Raw genomic sequence first — 15,348 nt, forward strand, 5'->3', positions numbered from 1 at the left:
TTAGGCCACCGGGGCGCCGCCGCACCCGGCCGGGCGCGGCGGCGGTGCGGGCGGTTACGCCGCCCGCTCCCCCGGGCCCGCGGCCGGCACGCGCATGCGCCCGGCCACCAGCGCCCCGGCCAGCAGCCCGGCACCGGCCAGCAGCGCGGCGACCAGGAACGGGTCGGCGCCGTGCAGGGCGGGGGCGAAGCCGATCCCCACGTAGACCGCGACACCGGCGGAACCGCCGAGCTGGTCGGCCGCGCGCTGGATGCCCGAGGCCGTCCCGGCGTCGTCGCCGGTCACGCCGCTGACCGCCAGGTACTGGAGGCCGACCAGGCCGAACCCCATCCCGGCGGCGATCAGCACCATCGCCGGGACCATCGCCCACGGCCCCGCGCCCCAGTGCGCGACCAGAGCGATCACGGCCATCGCGGCGCCGGTGAACGCCAGCCCCGCCAGCACGCACGCGCGCGCCCCCCACCCGGCCAGCAGCCGGGGCACGAGCGCCGAGGCCGCGACCAGTGCGGCGGCCAGCGGCAGCATCGTCGCCCCGGCCGCCAGCGGCCCCAGGCCGAGCCGGTCCTGGAGGTAGAACGTGAACAGCAGGAACGAGGTCGACAGCGCCCCGCTGAGCAGCATGGTGGTCACGTTGGCCGCGACCCGGGTGCGGTCGGCGAAGAAGGCCGGCGGCAGCAGCGGGTTGCGCGAGCGAGCCTCCACCCGCGCGAACCCGGCCCCCGCCAGCGCCGCGCCGGCCAGCGCGGCGGGCGCGGCCCACACCGGCGCGCCCGGTTCGCCCGCCTGGACCGCGCCGAAGGCGAACAGCAGCGGGCAGGCCGTCAGCAGCAGGGCCCCGGGGACGTCCAGCGGCCCGGCCCCGGGCGCGGCGGGCCGGTCGCGCTCGACCAGCAGCAGCGCGGCCGGCAGCACCACCAGCACAAAGGGCACCGAGAGCAGGAAGACCCACCGCCACCCCAGGTGGGCGGTGACGACCCCCGACAGGACGAACCCGAGCACGAGCCCGCAGCTGGCGACCGCGGCCCACACGCCCAGGGCCCGCGACCGGCGCGGCCCCTCGGGGAACATCAGCACGATGGTCGCCATCGCCGCCGGCAGCGCGATCGCCTCGCCGGCGCCCTGGAGCAGCCGGGCGACCACCAGCAGCGCGAAGGACGGCGCCAGGCCCGCCAGCAGGGAGGCGGCGCCGAACACCCCCGTGCCCACCAGCAGCGTGCGGCGGCGCCCCAGCAGGTCGCCCAGGCGCCCGCCCAGCATCAGCAGCCCGCCGCCGGTGATGGTGTAGCCGACCACGACCCAGGTCAGGGCGTGGCCGCCCACCCCGAAGCGGGCGCCGATCGAGGGCAGGGCGATGTTGACCACGGTCACGTCGACCGCGATGAGGAACTGGAGAGCCGACATCGCGCACAGCACCAGCCACGCGCGTGCCGGGGACGGGGTGGACCCGCCCGAGGGGGGAAGGCTTGAGGACATCCGGTGCTCCGTCGCTCAGAGGGTTTCCGAGCAGCACGAAAGTGCCGCTCCGGTCTGATCACGAAGCGGCTGGACGTCGCGAGGACAGGTCCGGACGCCCCGCCGCTAGCGGGGCGTCCTGGTGACGGCGGCGCAGGCGGCCGCGGCGGAGCCGGACATGCCCTGAACGCTACCAGCGGCGCACGCCGCCGGTGCCGGGCGCCTCGGCGGCCGGTCCGCGGGGGCCCTAGGCGGGGCGGGCGGGGTCGCGGGAGGGGGCTTGAGCGGGATCGTGGGCCCTGGCCTCGGACATGCTGCGGAGGACCTCGCGGGCCTGTTCGGCGGCGCGGTGCGTGCTCTCGCTGACGAAGTCGAGGAAGCGGGCGATGTTCTCCAGGCGGACGGCGGCGGGGGTGTGGGGGCCGAGGATGGTCGCGCCCTCGCGCACGGTCGTGACCAGCACGTCGTTGGCGCGGGCACTGGCGATCGTGGACTGGTAGAACAGGTCGTCGTCCACGACGTAGCGGTCGCGGCGGCCGTCGGCGCGCTCCCGGCGGAGGAGGGACAGGCCCTCCAGGTAGGTGACCGCCTTGGAGACCGACGCCGGACTGACCTGGAGGTGCCGGGCGAGTTCGGCGGCGGTGAGGCTGGCCTCGTCGGTGATGTACAGGCAGGCCAGCACGCGCGCCGGCATCTTGGGCAGGCCCGAGGACATGAGGACGGTGGTCAGCCGCTCCTCGAACTCCGCCACCGCCTCGGCGTCGCGCCCGTAGGGCTGGGGAGCCGCCTCCGACCGCGAGGCGGCGGTCCGGCGCCGGCGCGTGCGCTGCTCGGTGGCGCGCTGCGCCAGGTCGGGCCGGTAGCCCGTGGGGCCGCCGTTGCGCATGACCTCGCGCGTGACCGTGGAGGTCGGACGGTCCAGGCGCCGCGCGATCTCGGCGTAGGCGAGGCCGTCGGCCAGGCCCAGCGCGATCTGCTGGCGCTCCTGCTGGGTGAGCCTGCCTCCCGGCATCGAGGTCTCCCCTCGTCGGTGTTCTCCGTCGCCCCCACCATAGCGTTCATCTCCATTACATTGCAACGCACAGGCGCGTTGCATTGCATTCCTTTCACAGTCAGCGCAACGATTTCACGCCTTTTACCTGCGCATATGCAGTTACTTCGCAACTTTGATGTTGGAGACTTGTGGAAAGCAACGTAGCGTTTGCGATGTCGGAAACAACGAGCAGCACACCACACCGGAGAACGAAATGCAGACCTTCGCCACCCCCGCCCCGATCGCCGCCGTCCTCGACGTCCCCGCCGGCCGCGTCCAGTTCATCGCCGCCGACCGCGCCGACACCACCGTCGAGGTCCGGCCCGCCAACCCGGCCAAGAGCCGCGACGTCCAGGCCGCCGAGCAGGCCACCGTCTCCTACGCCGAGGGCGTCCTGCGGGTCCACGCCCCCGAGCCCACGAACAAGGTCCTGGGCTCCTCGGGGGCCCTGGAGGTCACCGTCCAGCTCCCCGCCGACTGCCGCGTGGAGGTCAAGGCCGCCGCCACGGAACTGCGCGGCGTCGGCCGCCTGGGCACCGTGGACGTCGAGGGCGCCTACCGCCAGATCAAGATCGACGAGGCCGCCGGGGTCCGCCTCACCGCCACGGACGGCGACGTCGAGATCGGCCGCCTCAACGGGGACGCCGCGATCAGCACCCAGCGGGGCGACATCCGGATCGCCGAGGCCGGGCGCGGCACGGTCGAACTGAGCACCCAGTCCGGCGACATCGCGGTCGCCGCCGCCGCGGGCGTCTCGGCCGCCCTGGACGCCGGCACCGGCCACGGCCGGGTCTCCAACTCCCTCAAGAACGACGGCACCACCGAACTCGACATCCGCGCCACCACCTCCTACGGCGACATCAGCGCCCGCAGCCTCTGACCGGCACCACCAGGGCCCGCCGGCCGGGCCCACCGCGATCCCGACCGCCCCGGTCGCCGCCGCGGGCCCGGCCGCCCTCCCCGGGACCACCCTCCCACCCGCACGCCCCCACCACCCCGCACACCCGCCCCTGAACAGGAGAAGCACATGACCGCCAACCACACCTCGGCCGCCGCCCCCTGGACCGGCATGGTCCCGGTGGACGACACCGCCCTGGCCGCCACCGACACCGGCGGCTCCGGCACCCCCGTGATCTACCTCAACGGCCAGTTCGCCACCCAGGGCTACTGGCGGCACGTCATCGCCGACCTGGGCGCGGACTGGCGCCACATCACCTACGACGAGCGGGGCCGCGGCCGCAAGTCCAAGACCTCCTCCGACTACTCCTTCGAGGCCGCCGTCCGCGACGTCGACGCCGTCCTCGCCGCCCGGGGCGTGGAGCGCGCGGTGGTGGTGGGCTGGTCCTACGGCGCGGTCGTCGCGGCGCACTGGGTCCACCGCAACCCCGAGCGCACCATGGGCGCGGTCCTGGTCGACGGCGCCTTCCCCTACGACTGGATGGACGAGGCCATGGCGCAGCGGATCACCACCATGTTCCGCCGGATGAGCCCGGTCATGCGGCTGCTGCGCCCCACCGGCCTGACCCCGCGGCTGAACGCCGCGGAGCAGGCGCAGAGCAACATCGAACTGGGCTGGCTGTCCCGCGAGGACGCGCTGGGGCCGGTGCTGGACGCCATCACGGTGCCGACCCGCTTCGTGGTCGCCTCGGGCACGTCCTTCGGCAGCAAGGGCGACGAGCAGGAGCGGATCCGCACCAGCCTCACCGGTGTCACCGCCCGCAACGCCAACATCAAGGTCGCCGCGAAGGTCCCCAGCAACCACGGCGCGCTGCTGAAGAAGGACTACCCGGCCATCACCGCGGCCATCCGCGAGGTCGCCGACCTCGACCGCCAGGCCCGCTGAGCACCACCGGCCGGCCGACGACCCGCCGACCCGGGCGGCGCCCACGGCGCCGGCAAGACCACCACCGTCAAGATCCTCTCCACCCTCATCACCCCCGACCCCGCCTCGGGCGAGGTCCGCGTCGCCGGACACGACCTCGCCGCCGACCCGCAGGCCGTGCGCGCCGCGATCGGCGTCACCGGCCAGTTCTCCGCCGTGGACAACCTCATCACCGGCGAGGAGAACATGCTCCTCATGGCGGACCTGCACCGCCTGCCCCGCCGCGAGGGCCGCCGCGTGACCGCCGAACTGCTGGAGCGCTTCGACCTGGTCCAGGCCGCCAAGAGGCCCGCCTCCACCTACTCCGGCGGTATGCGCCGCCGCCTCGACATCGCGATGACCCTGGTCGGCGGCCCGCGGATCATCTTCCTGGACGAGCCGACCACCGGCCTGGACCCCCGCTCCCGGCACACCATGTGGCAGATCATCCGCCGGCTCGTCGCCGAGGGGGTCACCGTCTTCCTCACCACGCAGTACCTGGAGGAGGCCGACGAACTCGCCGACCGGATCGCCGTGCTCAACGACGGCACCATCGCCGCCGAGGGCACCCCCGAGGAGTTGAAGCGAATGGTCCCCGGCGGGCACGTCCGCCTCCGCTTCACCGACCCGGCCGCCTACCGGGGCGCCGCCGCCGCGCTGCCCGGCAGCGTCCCCGACGACGACTCCCTGGCCCTGCGGATCGCCGGCGACGGCAGCCAGCGCGAACTGCGCTCCATCCTCGACCGGCTGGACACCGCCAGGGTCGAGGCCGACGAGCTCACCGTGCACACCCCCGACCTCGACGACGTCTTCTTCGCCCTGACCGGCGGCGGGGTCCCCCAGCAGGCCAAGGAGGCACTCCGATGAACACCCTCTCCCTCGCCGCGCGCGACTCCGCCACGATGCTGCGCCGCAACCTCCTGCACGCCCGGCGCTACCCGTCCCTGACGCTGAACCTGCTGTTCACGCCGATCATGCTGCTGCTGCTCTTCGTCTACATCTTCGGCGACGCCATGAGCGCCGGTATCGGCGGCGGCGCGGACCGCTCCGCCTACATCGCCTACATCGTTCCGGGCCTGCTGCTGATGACCATCGGCAGCACCGTGGTGGGCACCGCGGTCTCCGTCTCCAACGACATGGCCGAGGGCATCATCGCCCGCTTCCGCACGATGGCGATCCACCGCGGCTCGGTGATCGTGGGACACGTCGTCGGCAGCGTGGTGCAGGCGGTCGCCGGTGTGGTGCTCGTCGGCGCCGTCGCCGTGGCCATCGGGTTCCGCGCCACCGACGCCACCCTCCTGGAGTGGTGCGCGGCCCTCGGCCTGCTGGTCCTCTTCGCCACGGCGCTCACCTGGGTCGCGGTCGGGCTGGGCCTGGTGAGCCCCAACGCCGAGGGCGCCGGCAACAACGCGATGCCGCTGATCCTCATGCCGCTGCTCTCCAGCGCCTTCGTCCCCGTCGAGGCGATGCCGGGCTGGGTCCGGCCCATCGCCCAGTACCAGCCCTTCACCCCCGCGATCGAGACCCTGCGCGGCCTGCTGCTGGGCACGGAGATCGGCCACAACGGGTGGCTGGCCGCGGCCTGGTGCGTGGGCCTTGCGGTGGCCGGCTACCTCTGGGCGACCGCGCGGTTCAACCGCGACCCGAAGTAGCCGCCGTGGCGGCGCGGGCCGCACCCGCACCCCGCTCCGTCCCGTTCCCTCGCGTCCGCGGGCGGCGTACACCGACACCGTGTCGGGTACGCCGCCCTCTCGCGTGGTGCGGGCGGGCGGTACGGGCGGCGGCCCGCACGGCACGCCTGTATGCGTATCGCATGCAACAGGTGTGTAGAGTCGACTCGGCGGGGGGTGAGCGGGCGGCGGGAGCGGAGGGGCGGACCATGCCGGACACCGAAGGACCGGGCCAGACTCTCTTCCGCTTCGTCCGCTACTGGTCCCGCCGCTGGCTCAGCCCCACCGCCGCGGGGATCGACCCCGACCGGGGGCGCGACGTCTGGGTCACCGAGGCCGTGGCCGCCCGCGCGCACGGCACCGGTGCCACCGGTGCCACCGTCAACGACGTCGCCGACGAACTGGGCATCGACCAGTCCGGCGCCAGCCGGCTCGTCGCCCAGGCCACCGCCCACGGCTACCTGCGCAAGACCACCTCGCCCGACGACGGCCGCCGCCGCGTCCTCGTCGTCACCGACTCCGGGCACCGCCTGCTGCGCGCCGCCCACGCCTGGCAGGAGTCGGTGTTCGCCGACCTCACCGCCGACTGGCCCGAGGACGACGTCCGCGAACTCCACCGCATGATGCGCCGCCTCATCGCCCACCGCCCGTCCGACCCGCCGAACGCGCCGCCGGCCGGCGGTCCCGGCCGGGAGTGAGCGCCGACGGCCCCCGGCGGGCGGGGGCGCCCCGGCCGCCGGCCTGGCCCGGACGCGCGGCCGGGGCGGGGCGCGGTCCCAGCCAGGCGGCGCACAGCAGCACGATGAGCGCGATCTCCACCGGGGCGCCGCCGTAGTACATGACCTCGGCGCCCGCCCGGGCCCGCTCCGGGTCCACCCCCGGCGGCGGGACGGCGTAAACGGTCTTGGCCAGGACGTTGTGCGCGGCGATCGCCGCCACCAGCACCGCCGCGCGCCACGGCGGGGACGGCCGGTGCGGCGCGGGGTCGGGGCCGCCCAGCACGGCGAAGGCGAACAGGTACCCGGAGGCGAGGACGTGGGCGTGGACGGCGGCGTGCCCCCACGGGCCGGATGACGCCGCCGCGTACAGGCCGCCGGGGTACAGCGCCCACAGCCCGCCCACGCTGAGCACCGCCGCCGTGAGGGGGTGGGTGGGCACGGCGGCCGCGCGGGACGCCAAGAGCCGCGCCAGTGCGCGGGCGGACGGGCGCGGCAGCGCGCGCAGGGCCAGCGTCACCGGCGCCGCCAGGACCAGCAGGAGCGGGGCGAGCATCCCCAGCAGCACGTGACCGGCCATGTGGGCGGCGAAGTCGCGGTGGGCGCGCTCGGCCACCGGCCCCAGCAGGGCCGCGCCCGCGCACAGCCAGCCGCACGTCCACAGGGCCAGGCGGCCGGCGGGCCAGTCGGTGCCGCGGACCCACACCGCCACCACGCCGGCGCCGTAGGCCAGGACGGCGGCGGCGAGCACGGCGGCCACCGCCCACTCGCCCCCGGAGAGCACCGCCCCGGTGCCGGCCGGGCCGCCGCCGGGGCCGCCGTGGCCGTGCACGGCGCGCCTACCCGGCCCGGCGGGCGGGCGAGGCGCCGGAGCGGCGGGCGGCGGCGCGGGCGCGGCCGGTCAGCACCCAGCCCACGATCCCGGCCAGCAGCAGGAGCGCGGCGATGGCGTTCCACACCAGGTCGTAGGGGAGCAGGTCGACTCCGTAGCGGATCTGGTGCAGGCCCATCAGCTTGTGCTGGACCAGGCCGTCGTAGAGCTGGAAGAACCCGGCGCCCGTCAGCCACCCGGAGGCGAAGGCACCCGCCCAGAAGGCGCGCTCGCGGTGCAGGGCCGCGACCAGGAAGAACCCGGCGACGGTCGCGAACCAGCTGAAGGCGTGGAACAGGCCGTCGGAGACCAGGCCGACGGCGGTGGTGGAGCGGTCGTAGAAGTGGTGCCAGTGCAGGAGCTGGTGGAAGACCGCCTCGTCGAGGAAGGCCACGGTGCCCAGGCCCAGCAGCACGCCCGCCGCCAGGTTGCGGCCGCGCCGGTCGTACCCGCTCACCTCGCCGGGCGGGGCCGCCGGGCCGGGGCCGCTCCGCGCTCGCGCCATGGTGGCTCCTTCCTCGTGCGGGGCGTGGACCGCCGCTTTGGTGGAGGCGGCGGCGAGCGCCCGCGCACCGCGCGGGGAGCGGCACGGGGCGGACGCCGTGCGGGCGCGGCTACCCCGCCGCCCCTGCGGGAAACAGCGGCCCGGGAGGCGGCGAGGGAGCCGCGGGGAGGCCGCGGGGAGGACCCCCGCGCGGGGACAGACAAGGACCCCGCCGAGGACACGCCGACCCCGGCCGACACCGCCGCCCCCGAACTCCTCTTCGCCGAGGACGGCCCCACCGCGCGGATCAACGTCCGCCTGCCCGAACAGCTCAAGGCCGCCATCGAGGAGGCCGCGGCCAGGGAGGGGCGCTCGGTCAACGCCTGGCTCGGGCGGGCCGCCGCCGCCTCCCTCCAGCGGTCGGGCCACGACCCGCGCCCCGACCTCCCCAGCGGCGGCAAGCGCACCAAGCAGGGCATCACCGGCTGGGTGCGCTAGCCGCCCCCGCGCGCCACACCTTTCCACCACCACGTCCCTGACCTGCGGGGACGCCTCACCTACCCGTCACCAGGGGACAACCATTCCTACTTTCCAGACACCCGAACCGATCTCCGTCACCATCGAGATCGCCGTCGGCGACGTGCGCATCGCCGCGAGCGACCGGACCGACACCCGTGTCGACGTCCGCCCCAGCGACGACTCCGACGAGTCCGACATCAAGGCCGCGCGCCAGATCCGGGGCGACCACGCCAACGGCGTCCTGCGCGTCACCGGCCCCAAGCTCCCCGCCTTCGACTTCTCCAAGAAGACCAGGTCGGCCGACGTCACCATCGAACTGCCCAGCGGCTCCCATGTGACCGGCGAACTCCAGGCGGGCGACTTCCGCTTCGCCGGCCGGCTCGGCGAGTGCCGCCTGAAGACCTCCGCCGGGAACGTCTGGCTTGAGCAGACCGGCCCGCTGCGCGTGCGCACCGGCGCCGGACACATCACCGCCGACAGCGTCGAGGGCGACGCCGAGGCCTCCACCGGCACCGGCCGCATCCAACTGGGCGAGATCGCGGGCGGCGCCGTGGTCAAGAACTCCAGCGGCGAGACCACGATCGACGCGGTCGCCGGCGACGCCCGGGTGCGTTCGGCCTCCGGCGACATCACGGTCGAGCGGGCCGGAGCCGGGGTCGACGCCAAGACCTCCGCCGGCAGCATCCGCGTCGGCGAGGCCGCCCGCGGCGTGGTCGTGCTCGCCACCTCCATGGGCGACCTGGAGGTCGGCATCGCGGAGGGCACCGCCGCCTGGGTGCAGATGGAGACCGGACGGGGCCACCTGCGCAACCACCTGGAGAACACCGCCCGGCCCGGCGAGACCGACGAGACGGTCGGGGTGCGCGGCCGCACCGGCTACGGCGACATCACCATCCGACGCTCCTCCTGACCGCTTCCGCCACCGACGAAAGGGACACCATGACCACCGAGCACTCCCGGCCGGCGATCACCGCCACCGGGCTGCGGAAGGCCTACGGCGGCAAGACCGTCCTCAAGGACCTCGACCTCACCGTGCGCGAAGGCACGATTTTCTCGCTGCTCGGCGCCAACGGCGCCGGCAAGACCACCACGGTCAAGATCCTCTCGACCCTGATCCGCGCCGACTCCGGCGACGCCCGGGTCGCCGGATACGACCTCACCCGCGAACCCGACGGCGTGCGCGCCGCGATCGGGGTCACCGGCCAGTTCTCCGCCGTGGACAACCTGCTCAGCGGCGAGGAGAACCTGCTGATGATGGCCAGGCTCCACCATCTGGACCGCGGCGAGGCCCGGCGCCGCACCGCCCACCTGCTCGACCAGTTCGACCTGGTCGAGGCGGGTGGAAAGCCGGCGTCGACGTACTCCGGGGGCATGCGGCGGCGGCTCGACCTGGCGATGAGCCTGGTCGGCAGCCCGCGCGTGATCTTCCTGGACGAGCCGACCACCGGTCTGGACCCGCGCAGCCGCCGCAACATGTGGCAGATCGTCCGGGACCTGGTGGCCAATGGGGTCACCATCTTCCTTACCACGCAGTACCTGGAGGAGGCCGACGAACTCGCCGACCGGATCGCCGTGCTCGACGGCGGCCGGATCGTCGCCGAGGGAACCGCCGAGGAGCTGAAGCGGCGCATCCCCGGCGGACACGTCCGCCTGCGGTTCGCCGACCACCGGAACCTCGACGCCGCCGTGCGCGTGCTCGACCAGACCTCCCCCGACAACGACGCGCTCGCCCTGCGCGTGCCCGGCGACGGCAGCCTGCGGTCGCTCAAGACCCTGATCGGCCGGCTCGACGACCACGACATCGACGTGGAGGAACTGTCCGTGCACACCCCCGACCTCGACGACGTGTTCCTCGCCCTCACCGGCAGCCCCACCACCGAGAAAGCGACCACCCGATGAGCACCGACACCCTCTCCCGCCCCGCTCCGCCCCGCTTCCACCCCTTCCGCGACTCCACGACGATGCTGCGCCGCAACCTCAAGCGTATGCTGCGGTACCCGTCGCTGACCCTGACCCTGGTCGGGATGCCGGTGGTCTTCCTGCTGCTGTTCGTCTACGTGTTCGGCGGCACGCTGGGCGCCGGGCTCGGCGGCCCCGCACCCGGCGACGCCGCCGGCGGACGGTCCGCCTACGTCAACTACGTGACCCCCGCGATCATCCTCATGACGGTGACCAGCATCATCCAGGGCACCGCGGTGTCGGTCGCCATGGACCTGACCGAAGGCATCATCGCCAGGTTCCGCACCATGCACATCGCCCGCGCCTCGGTGCTGACCGGCCACGTCCTGGCCAGCATGATCCAGGCGGCGTTCGCCCTGACGCTGGTGACCGGCGTGGCACTGCTGGTGGGCTTCCGGCCCGAGGCCGGGCTCACCGGGTGGCTGGCCACGGCCGGGTTCCTGGCGGCGATGACGTTCGCGCTCGTCTGGCTGGCCGTGGCGCTCGGCCAGGTCAGCAAGACCGTCGAGAGCGCGAGCAACGTGCTCATGCCGCTCGTGCTGCTGCCGTTCCTGGGCAGCGGGTTCGTGCCCACCGACTCCCTGCCCGCCGGCCTGCGCTGGTTCGCCGAGTACCAGCCATTCACGCCGATGACCGAGACCCTGCGTGCCCTGCTCATGGATGAGCCGCTCGGCGACAACGGCTGGATCGCGCTCGCCTGGTGCGCCGGGATCGCCCTGGGGTCCTACCTGTGGTCCAAGCGCCTGTTCAACCGCGAGCCCGCCAACTGACGCGGACCCCGCCACCGCCCCACTCCGCGGCATTCGCTCCTCCCCTCCCCGCCGGCCGCGGCCGCCACCGAGGCCGCTCCGCCTCGAACCCCGCCACGCGCCGATCACGAACGGGCGCCCCGCGCCGCGGCCGAACACGAAGCGCGTCCACACAACTCCGGATAGTGCGCACACTTCACGATCACCTGCCGGGCGGCGCCGCCGCAACACGGCTTCCCCGCCTGTGCACAACCCGCTCTCCCCGTGTCCGACCCCCGACCCCCTACCGCGAAAACCGAGGACCCCATGAGCGACTCCGTCCACACCGTCACGGCAATGCCCACGACGCGGCGGCCCGGCTGCCCCTTCGACCCCCCGGCGGAACTCCTGGAGGCCCGCGGGCACGGGCCGATCAGCCGCCTCTCCTTCCCCGACGGCCACCAGGGCTGGCTGGTCACCGGATACGACCAGGTCCGCCAGGTCCTAGCCGACCCCCGGTTCAGCGCCCGCAAGGAGCTGATGCGCCACCACCCCCAGATCGACTACGGCGGCATGGAGGTCCCCCCCCCCCGCGGCGCCGGGCGAGTTCCTGCTCACGGACGAGCCGGTGCACAGCCGCTACCGCAAGCCGCTGGTGCGCAGGTTCACCGTCCGGCGGATGCGGCTGCTCACCGAGCGGATCGAGCAGGTCACCGCCGAGCACCTGGACGCCATGGCGCAGGCCGGGCCGCCGGCCGACCTCGTCACCGCGTTCGCCAAGCCCATCCCCTCGGTGATGATCTGCGAACTGCTGGGCGTGCCCTACGCCGACCGGGGCTCCTTCCAGCGGCAGGTCGACGTCTTCCACAGCGGGGAGGTGGGCGACGAGGAGCTGATCGCGGCCTACACCGGGGTCCAGACCTACCTGGCGGGCCTCGTGGCCGCCAAGCGCGCGAACCCCACCGACGACATCCTCAGCGAACTCACCGAGGGCGACCTGACCGACGAGGAGCTGAAGGGCGTCGCCCTGACCCTGCTGGCGGCCGGGTTCGACACCACCGCCAACACGCTGGCCCTGGGCACCTTCGCGCTGCTGCGCAACCCGGAGCAGCTGGCCGCGCTGCGGGCGGACCCCGACCTCGCCGACGGGGCCGTGGAGGAACTGCTGCGGTACCTGAGCGTCGCCAAGACGTCGTTGCGGGTCGCGCTGGTGGACGCCGAGGTGGGCGGCCAGACGATCGAGGCCGGCGCGACGGTCGTCCTGTCCGTCAACACCGCCAACCGCGACCCCGAGCGCTTCACCGACCCCAACGCGCTGGACGTGCGCCGCAGCGGCGGCGGGCACCTGGCGTTCGGCCACGGCATCCACCAGTGCCTGGGCCAGCAGTTGGCCCGCGTCGAGATGCGCGTCGCCCTCCCCGCGCTGTTCGCCCGGTTCCCCACGCTGCGCCTGGCCGTACCGCCCGAGGAGGTCCCCCTGCGCCCGGAGACCGCGGACCTCTACGGGGTCCGGTGCCTCCCGGTCACCTGGGACGCGTGACCCGCGGATCCGGCGAAACCGATAACACCGATGAAGCGGTGAAGCGGTGAGCTGAGGCGCCTCCGCCCGCGGCTCACCCGGAACCCCGCGTACACGGGGGGACGGGTGGCCGCGGGCGGACCTCGTCGGCTCTTCGACGCGTCCGGCGCGGCCGTCCCCGTTCTGGGACCGTGCCGCCCAACCGGAATGTCACCGCCGCGTACTACTGTTGCCGCCCAGGCGCAGGTGAACACGGCCGCGCCGGACACAGAACCTGAAAGGTCGGCCGACATGCACACGGTCATCTCCCGCGACGGCACCCCCATCGCCTACGACAAGACCGGCACGGGCCCGGCGCTCGTCCTGGTCTCCGGTGCCCTCATGGCCCGCGCCGACTTCGCGCCCTACACGGCGCTGCTGTCCGAGCACTTCACCGTCTACGCCCACGACCGGCGCGGCCGGGGCGACAGCGGCGACACCGCGCCCTACGACGTCGCCCGCGAGGTCGAGGACATCGACGCGGTCATCGAGGCCGCCGGAGGCTCGGCGATGCTGCTGGGCCTGTCGTCGGGAGCCGTGCTGGCGCTGGAGGCCGCCGCGCGGGGCAGCGCCGTCACCCGGGTCGCGCTCTACGAGCCGCCCTTCATCGTGGACGACAGCCGGGCCCCGCTGCCCGCCGACTACGTCGAGCACCTGGACCGGCTGGTCGACCAGGGTGCCCGCGGGGAGGCCGTCGCCCTCTTCCTCACCGCGGCGGTGGGCCTCCCCGAGGAGATGGTCGCGGGCATGCGCCAGGCCCCGATGTGGCCGGCCATGGAGGCGCTGGCCCACACCATCGCCTACGACGGCAGGGTGATGGGTGAGGCCATGTCGGGCAACCGGCTGCCGCTGCACCGCTGGGAGTCCGTGCGGATCCCGGTCTTCGTCGGCATCGGCGGGGCCAGCGAGGCGTTCATGCAGGACGGCGGCAAGGCGCTCACCGCGCTGGGGCCGCACGTCGTCACCCACACGTTCCCCGGCCAGGACCACGGCATCGCGCCCGAGGCACTGGCACCCGTGGTCACCGAGTTCTTCACCGCCGAGCAGCCGGCCACCACCGCGTAGGCCGCTGGGCCGGCGGGGCTGTCCACGTTGTGAGGGCGGTCAGGGCCGGACGAGGATGCGGATCGGATTGCCCTCGTGCTCGTGCAGGCGGCGGATGCCCTCGCCGAGGTCGTCCAGGCCCACCACACCGCTGATCGACCGCGACAGGTCCAGCCGCCCGGCGGCCACCAGGTCGACCAGCGTGCCGATGTCCTCGTTCTTGTAGCCCAGGTGGCCGAGCGCCTGCTTGCGGGAGACGCCGAACGCCGCCGTGGTCCCGAGGGAGACCTCCTGGGCGCTGAGCCCCACACCGACGATCCGCCCGCCGGCGGTGAGCAGGTCCAGGCCCTGCTCGAACGTGGCCTTGATGCCCACCGCGTCGAAGGCGACGTCGAGCAGGTGGCCCTTGGTGACCTCGGCGACCTTGGCCTTGACGTCGGGGTCGCGGGAGTCGAAGGCGAAGTCCGCGCCCACGGCGATCGCGCGGCCACGGATCTCCTCGTCCAGGTCGAACGCGACGATGGGGTTGGCGCCAACCAGGCGCGCGAGCTGGACGATGTGGGTGCCGACCCCGCCCACACCCCACACGCCCACCGCCTCGCCGATGCCGACCCTGCCGGTGCGCACCACCGCGCCGAAGGGCGTGGACACGGCGTCGGCCAGGAGCGCGGCCTGCTCCAGAGGCACCGAATCGGGCACCCGGGTGAGGCCGACAGCCTGGGCGACGGTGTACTCGGCCCACGCGCCGTCATAGGCGAACGCCATCAGCAGGATGTTTGAGCAGTTCCCGAAGTCGGCCCGGCGGCAGTACTCGCAGACACCGCACGGCCGGCCGGCGGCGGGAATGACGCGGTCGCCCTCGGCCCATCCGGTGACACCCGGTCCGATACGGGCGATGGCGCCCGCCGCCTCGTGCCCCTGGGTGATGACGTCGGGGACCTCCGGCCCGCCGAAAACACCGTCGATCAGGCTGAGGTCGGAATGGCAGATGCCGCAGTACGCCACCTTCACCAGGACCTCGCCGGGCCCGGGGTCGGGAACCGGCACCTCCTCGATCGCCCACTGCCGGGTGGCCTTGTGGAACCGCTGCGCGCGCATGGTCGCGGTCATCGGAACGGGTACCTCCTGGCGGCGGGACGGCCGAAACGCCGCTGTGCGTCGGGCAGGGCCGCAGGATCGCGGCTGACTGCAAAGGTACGTCGGGAAGCGTCGGCCGACCGGTGGCGACACGCGGGCGGCCCGGTCGCGGCCCGTTTCCGGGCATAAAAAAAGGGGGTGGAGCCCCAAAAGACTCCACCCCCAACAAGAATTGCGGCAGCAACCTACTCTCCCACCCCACAACAGGGCAGTACCATCAGCGTAAAGAGGCTTAACGACCGGGTTCGGAAAGAGACCGGGTGTGACCCTCCCACCATAACCACCGCAAACCCAACCCCCACACCCACCAACAAAG

General features: G+C 73.9%; 14 protein-coding genes, 1 rRNA gene and 2 pseudogenes. 11 read left to right on the forward strand and 6 right to left on the reverse strand.

The features are described from left to right. Window positions 1-54: 54 nt before the first annotated feature. On the reverse strand, window positions 55-1,473 hold the full coding sequence (locus HNR12_RS15435; RefSeq protein ID WP_246425092.1) for an MFS transporter: 1,419 nt from the start codon (window positions 1,471-1,473) through the stop codon (window positions 55-57). A 226-nt stretch (window positions 1,474-1,699) separates the two neighbouring features. After that, the gene (locus tag HNR12_RS15440; RefSeq protein ID WP_179768148.1) at window positions 1,700-2,464 is read right to left on the reverse strand and encodes a GbsR/MarR family transcriptional regulator; all 765 of its coding nucleotides are present in this window, start codon (window positions 2,462-2,464) and stop codon (window positions 1,700-1,702) included. Window positions 2,465-2,699: 235 nt separating this feature from the next. On the opposite strand from HNR12_RS15440, the gene HNR12_RS15445 reads away from it, so the two are divergent. The 5 genes and pseudogenes from HNR12_RS15445 to HNR12_RS15465 all read left to right on the forward strand — a co-directional run bounded on the left by HNR12_RS15445 (window position 2,700) and on the right by HNR12_RS15465 (window position 6,714). Beyond that, the gene (locus tag HNR12_RS15445) at window positions 2,700-3,365 is read left to right on the forward strand and encodes a DUF4097 family beta strand repeat-containing protein (RefSeq protein WP_179768149.1); all 666 of its coding nucleotides are present in this window, start codon (window positions 2,700-2,702) and stop codon (window positions 3,363-3,365) included. 147 nt (window positions 3,366-3,512) lie between these two features. Further along, entirely contained in the window at window positions 3,513-4,328 is an 816-nt protein-coding gene (locus HNR12_RS15450) for an alpha/beta fold hydrolase (protein WP_179768150.1), read from the forward strand. 36 nt (window positions 4,329-4,364) lie between these two features. Next, window positions 4,365-5,213: pseudogene (locus HNR12_RS15455) on the forward strand (ATP-binding cassette domain-containing protein); the annotation flags it as partial. Continuing rightward, window positions 5,210-5,998: an ABC transporter permease gene (locus tag HNR12_RS15460; protein ID WP_179768151.1), complete on the forward strand. Its 789-nt coding sequence runs from the start codon at window positions 5,210-5,212 to the stop codon at window positions 5,996-5,998. The pseudogene HNR12_RS15455 and the gene HNR12_RS15460, both read left to right, overlap by 4 nt. A 227-nt stretch (window positions 5,999-6,225) precedes the next feature. Then, on the forward strand, window positions 6,226-6,714 hold the full coding sequence (locus HNR12_RS15465) for a MarR family winged helix-turn-helix transcriptional regulator (RefSeq protein ID WP_179768152.1): 489 nt from the start codon (window positions 6,226-6,228) through the stop codon (window positions 6,712-6,714). Here the strand turns inward: HNR12_RS15465 and HNR12_RS15470 are convergent. Together HNR12_RS15470 and HNR12_RS15475 are read right to left on the reverse strand one after the other, a co-directional pair. Further along, window positions 6,650-7,564 (reverse strand): cytochrome c oxidase assembly protein, encoded by a 915-nt coding sequence (locus tag HNR12_RS15470; protein WP_179768153.1) that lies wholly within the window; start codon window positions 7,562-7,564, stop codon window positions 6,650-6,652. The two genes, HNR12_RS15465 and HNR12_RS15470, sit on opposite strands and share 65 nt — an antisense overlap. A 7-nt stretch (window positions 7,565-7,571) precedes the next feature. Then, window positions 7,572-8,108 carry a DUF2243 domain-containing protein gene (locus HNR12_RS15475; protein WP_179768154.1) on the reverse strand — a complete coding sequence of 179 codons (537 nt, stop codon included), beginning with the start codon at window positions 8,106-8,108 and terminating at the stop codon, window positions 7,572-7,574. Between the two features lie 15 nt (window positions 8,109-8,123). Here HNR12_RS15475 and HNR12_RS29185 point away from each other — a divergent pair, with 15 nt between their 5' ends. The 6 genes and pseudogenes from HNR12_RS29185 (at window position 8,124) to HNR12_RS15505 (ending at window position 13,916) form a co-directional block, all read left to right on the forward strand. Continuing rightward, the gene (locus HNR12_RS29185; RefSeq protein ID WP_179768155.1) at window positions 8,124-8,585 is read left to right on the forward strand and encodes a ribbon-helix-helix protein, CopG family; all 462 of its coding nucleotides are present in this window, start codon (window positions 8,124-8,126) and stop codon (window positions 8,583-8,585) included. 127 nt (window positions 8,586-8,712) lie between these two features. Beyond that, window positions 8,713-9,516 (forward strand): DUF4097 family beta strand repeat-containing protein, encoded by an 804-nt coding sequence (locus HNR12_RS15485; RefSeq protein WP_338119844.1) that lies wholly within the window; start codon window positions 8,713-8,715, stop codon window positions 9,514-9,516. Between the two features lie 29 nt (window positions 9,517-9,545). Beyond that, window positions 9,546-10,505 carry an ATP-binding cassette domain-containing protein gene (locus HNR12_RS15490; protein ID WP_179768156.1) on the forward strand — a complete coding sequence of 320 codons (960 nt, stop codon included), beginning with the start codon at window positions 9,546-9,548 and terminating at the stop codon, window positions 10,503-10,505. Further along, entirely contained in the window at window positions 10,502-11,335 is an 834-nt protein-coding gene (locus HNR12_RS15495; protein ID WP_179768157.1) for an ABC transporter permease, read from the forward strand. The genes HNR12_RS15490 and HNR12_RS15495 overlap by 4 nt, the downstream gene beginning before the upstream one ends. A gap of 285 nt (window positions 11,336-11,620) precedes the next feature. Continuing rightward, window positions 11,621-12,833: pseudogene (locus tag HNR12_RS15500) on the forward strand (cytochrome P450). Window positions 12,834-13,103: 270 nt separating this feature from the next. Continuing rightward, a complete protein-coding gene (locus HNR12_RS15505) occupies window positions 13,104-13,916 on the forward strand; it encodes an alpha/beta fold hydrolase (RefSeq protein WP_179768158.1) in 813 nt (270 codons plus the stop codon). Window positions 13,917-13,955: 39 nt separating this feature from the next. On the opposite strand, the gene HNR12_RS15510 is transcribed toward HNR12_RS15505, so the two are convergent. Both HNR12_RS15510 and rrf read right to left on the reverse strand, forming a co-directional pair. Then, the gene (locus tag HNR12_RS15510; RefSeq protein WP_179768159.1) at window positions 13,956-15,005 is read right to left on the reverse strand and encodes a zinc-binding dehydrogenase; all 1,050 of its coding nucleotides are present in this window, start codon (window positions 15,003-15,005) and stop codon (window positions 13,956-13,958) included. Window positions 15,006-15,204: 199 nt separating this feature from the next. Next, window positions 15,205-15,320: ribosomal RNA gene (gene rrf / locus HNR12_RS15515) — 5S ribosomal RNA — on the reverse strand. Between the last annotated feature and the right edge of the window lie 28 nt (window positions 15,321-15,348).

Source organism: Streptomonospora nanhaiensis (genome assembly GCF_013410565.1).
Lineage (GTDB): Bacteria > Actinomycetota > Actinomycetes > Streptosporangiales > Streptosporangiaceae > Streptomonospora > Streptomonospora nanhaiensis.

Bases quoted from the DNA above. Each gene is read 5' to 3' on its own strand.
- HNR12_RS15460 (WP_179768151.1), top strand. From the start codon at position 5,210: ATGAACACCCTCTCCCTCGCCGCGCGCGACTCCGCCACGATGCTGCGC.
- HNR12_RS15440 (WP_179768148.1), bottom strand. From the start codon at position 2,464: ATGCCGGGAGGCAGGCTCACCCAGCAGGAGCGCCAGCAGATCGCGCTG.
- HNR12_RS15435 (WP_246425092.1), bottom strand. From the start codon at position 1,473: ATGTCCTCAAGCCTTCCCCCCTCGGGCGGGTCCACCCCGTCCCCGGCA.
- HNR12_RS15475 (WP_179768154.1), bottom strand. From the start codon at position 8,108: ATGGCGCGAGCGCGGAGCGGCCCCGGCCCGGCGGCCCCGCCCGGCGAG.
- HNR12_RS15445 (WP_179768149.1), top strand. From the start codon at position 2,700: ATGCAGACCTTCGCCACCCCCGCCCCGATCGCCGCCGTCCTCGACGTC.
- HNR12_RS15495 (WP_179768157.1), top strand. From the start codon at position 10,502: ATGAGCACCGACACCCTCTCCCGCCCCGCTCCGCCCCGCTTCCACCCC.
- HNR12_RS15490 (WP_179768156.1), top strand. From the start codon at position 9,546: ATGACCACCGAGCACTCCCGGCCGGCGATCACCGCCACCGGGCTGCGG.
- HNR12_RS15450 (WP_179768150.1), top strand. From the start codon at position 3,513: ATGACCGCCAACCACACCTCGGCCGCCGCCCCCTGGACCGGCATGGTC.
- HNR12_RS15465 (WP_179768152.1), top strand. From the start codon at position 6,226: ATGCCGGACACCGAAGGACCGGGCCAGACTCTCTTCCGCTTCGTCCGC.
- HNR12_RS15505 (WP_179768158.1), top strand. From the start codon at position 13,104: ATGCACACGGTCATCTCCCGCGACGGCACCCCCATCGCCTACGACAAG.
- HNR12_RS15510 (WP_179768159.1), bottom strand. From the start codon at position 15,005: ATGACCGCGACCATGCGCGCGCAGCGGTTCCACAAGGCCACCCGGCAG.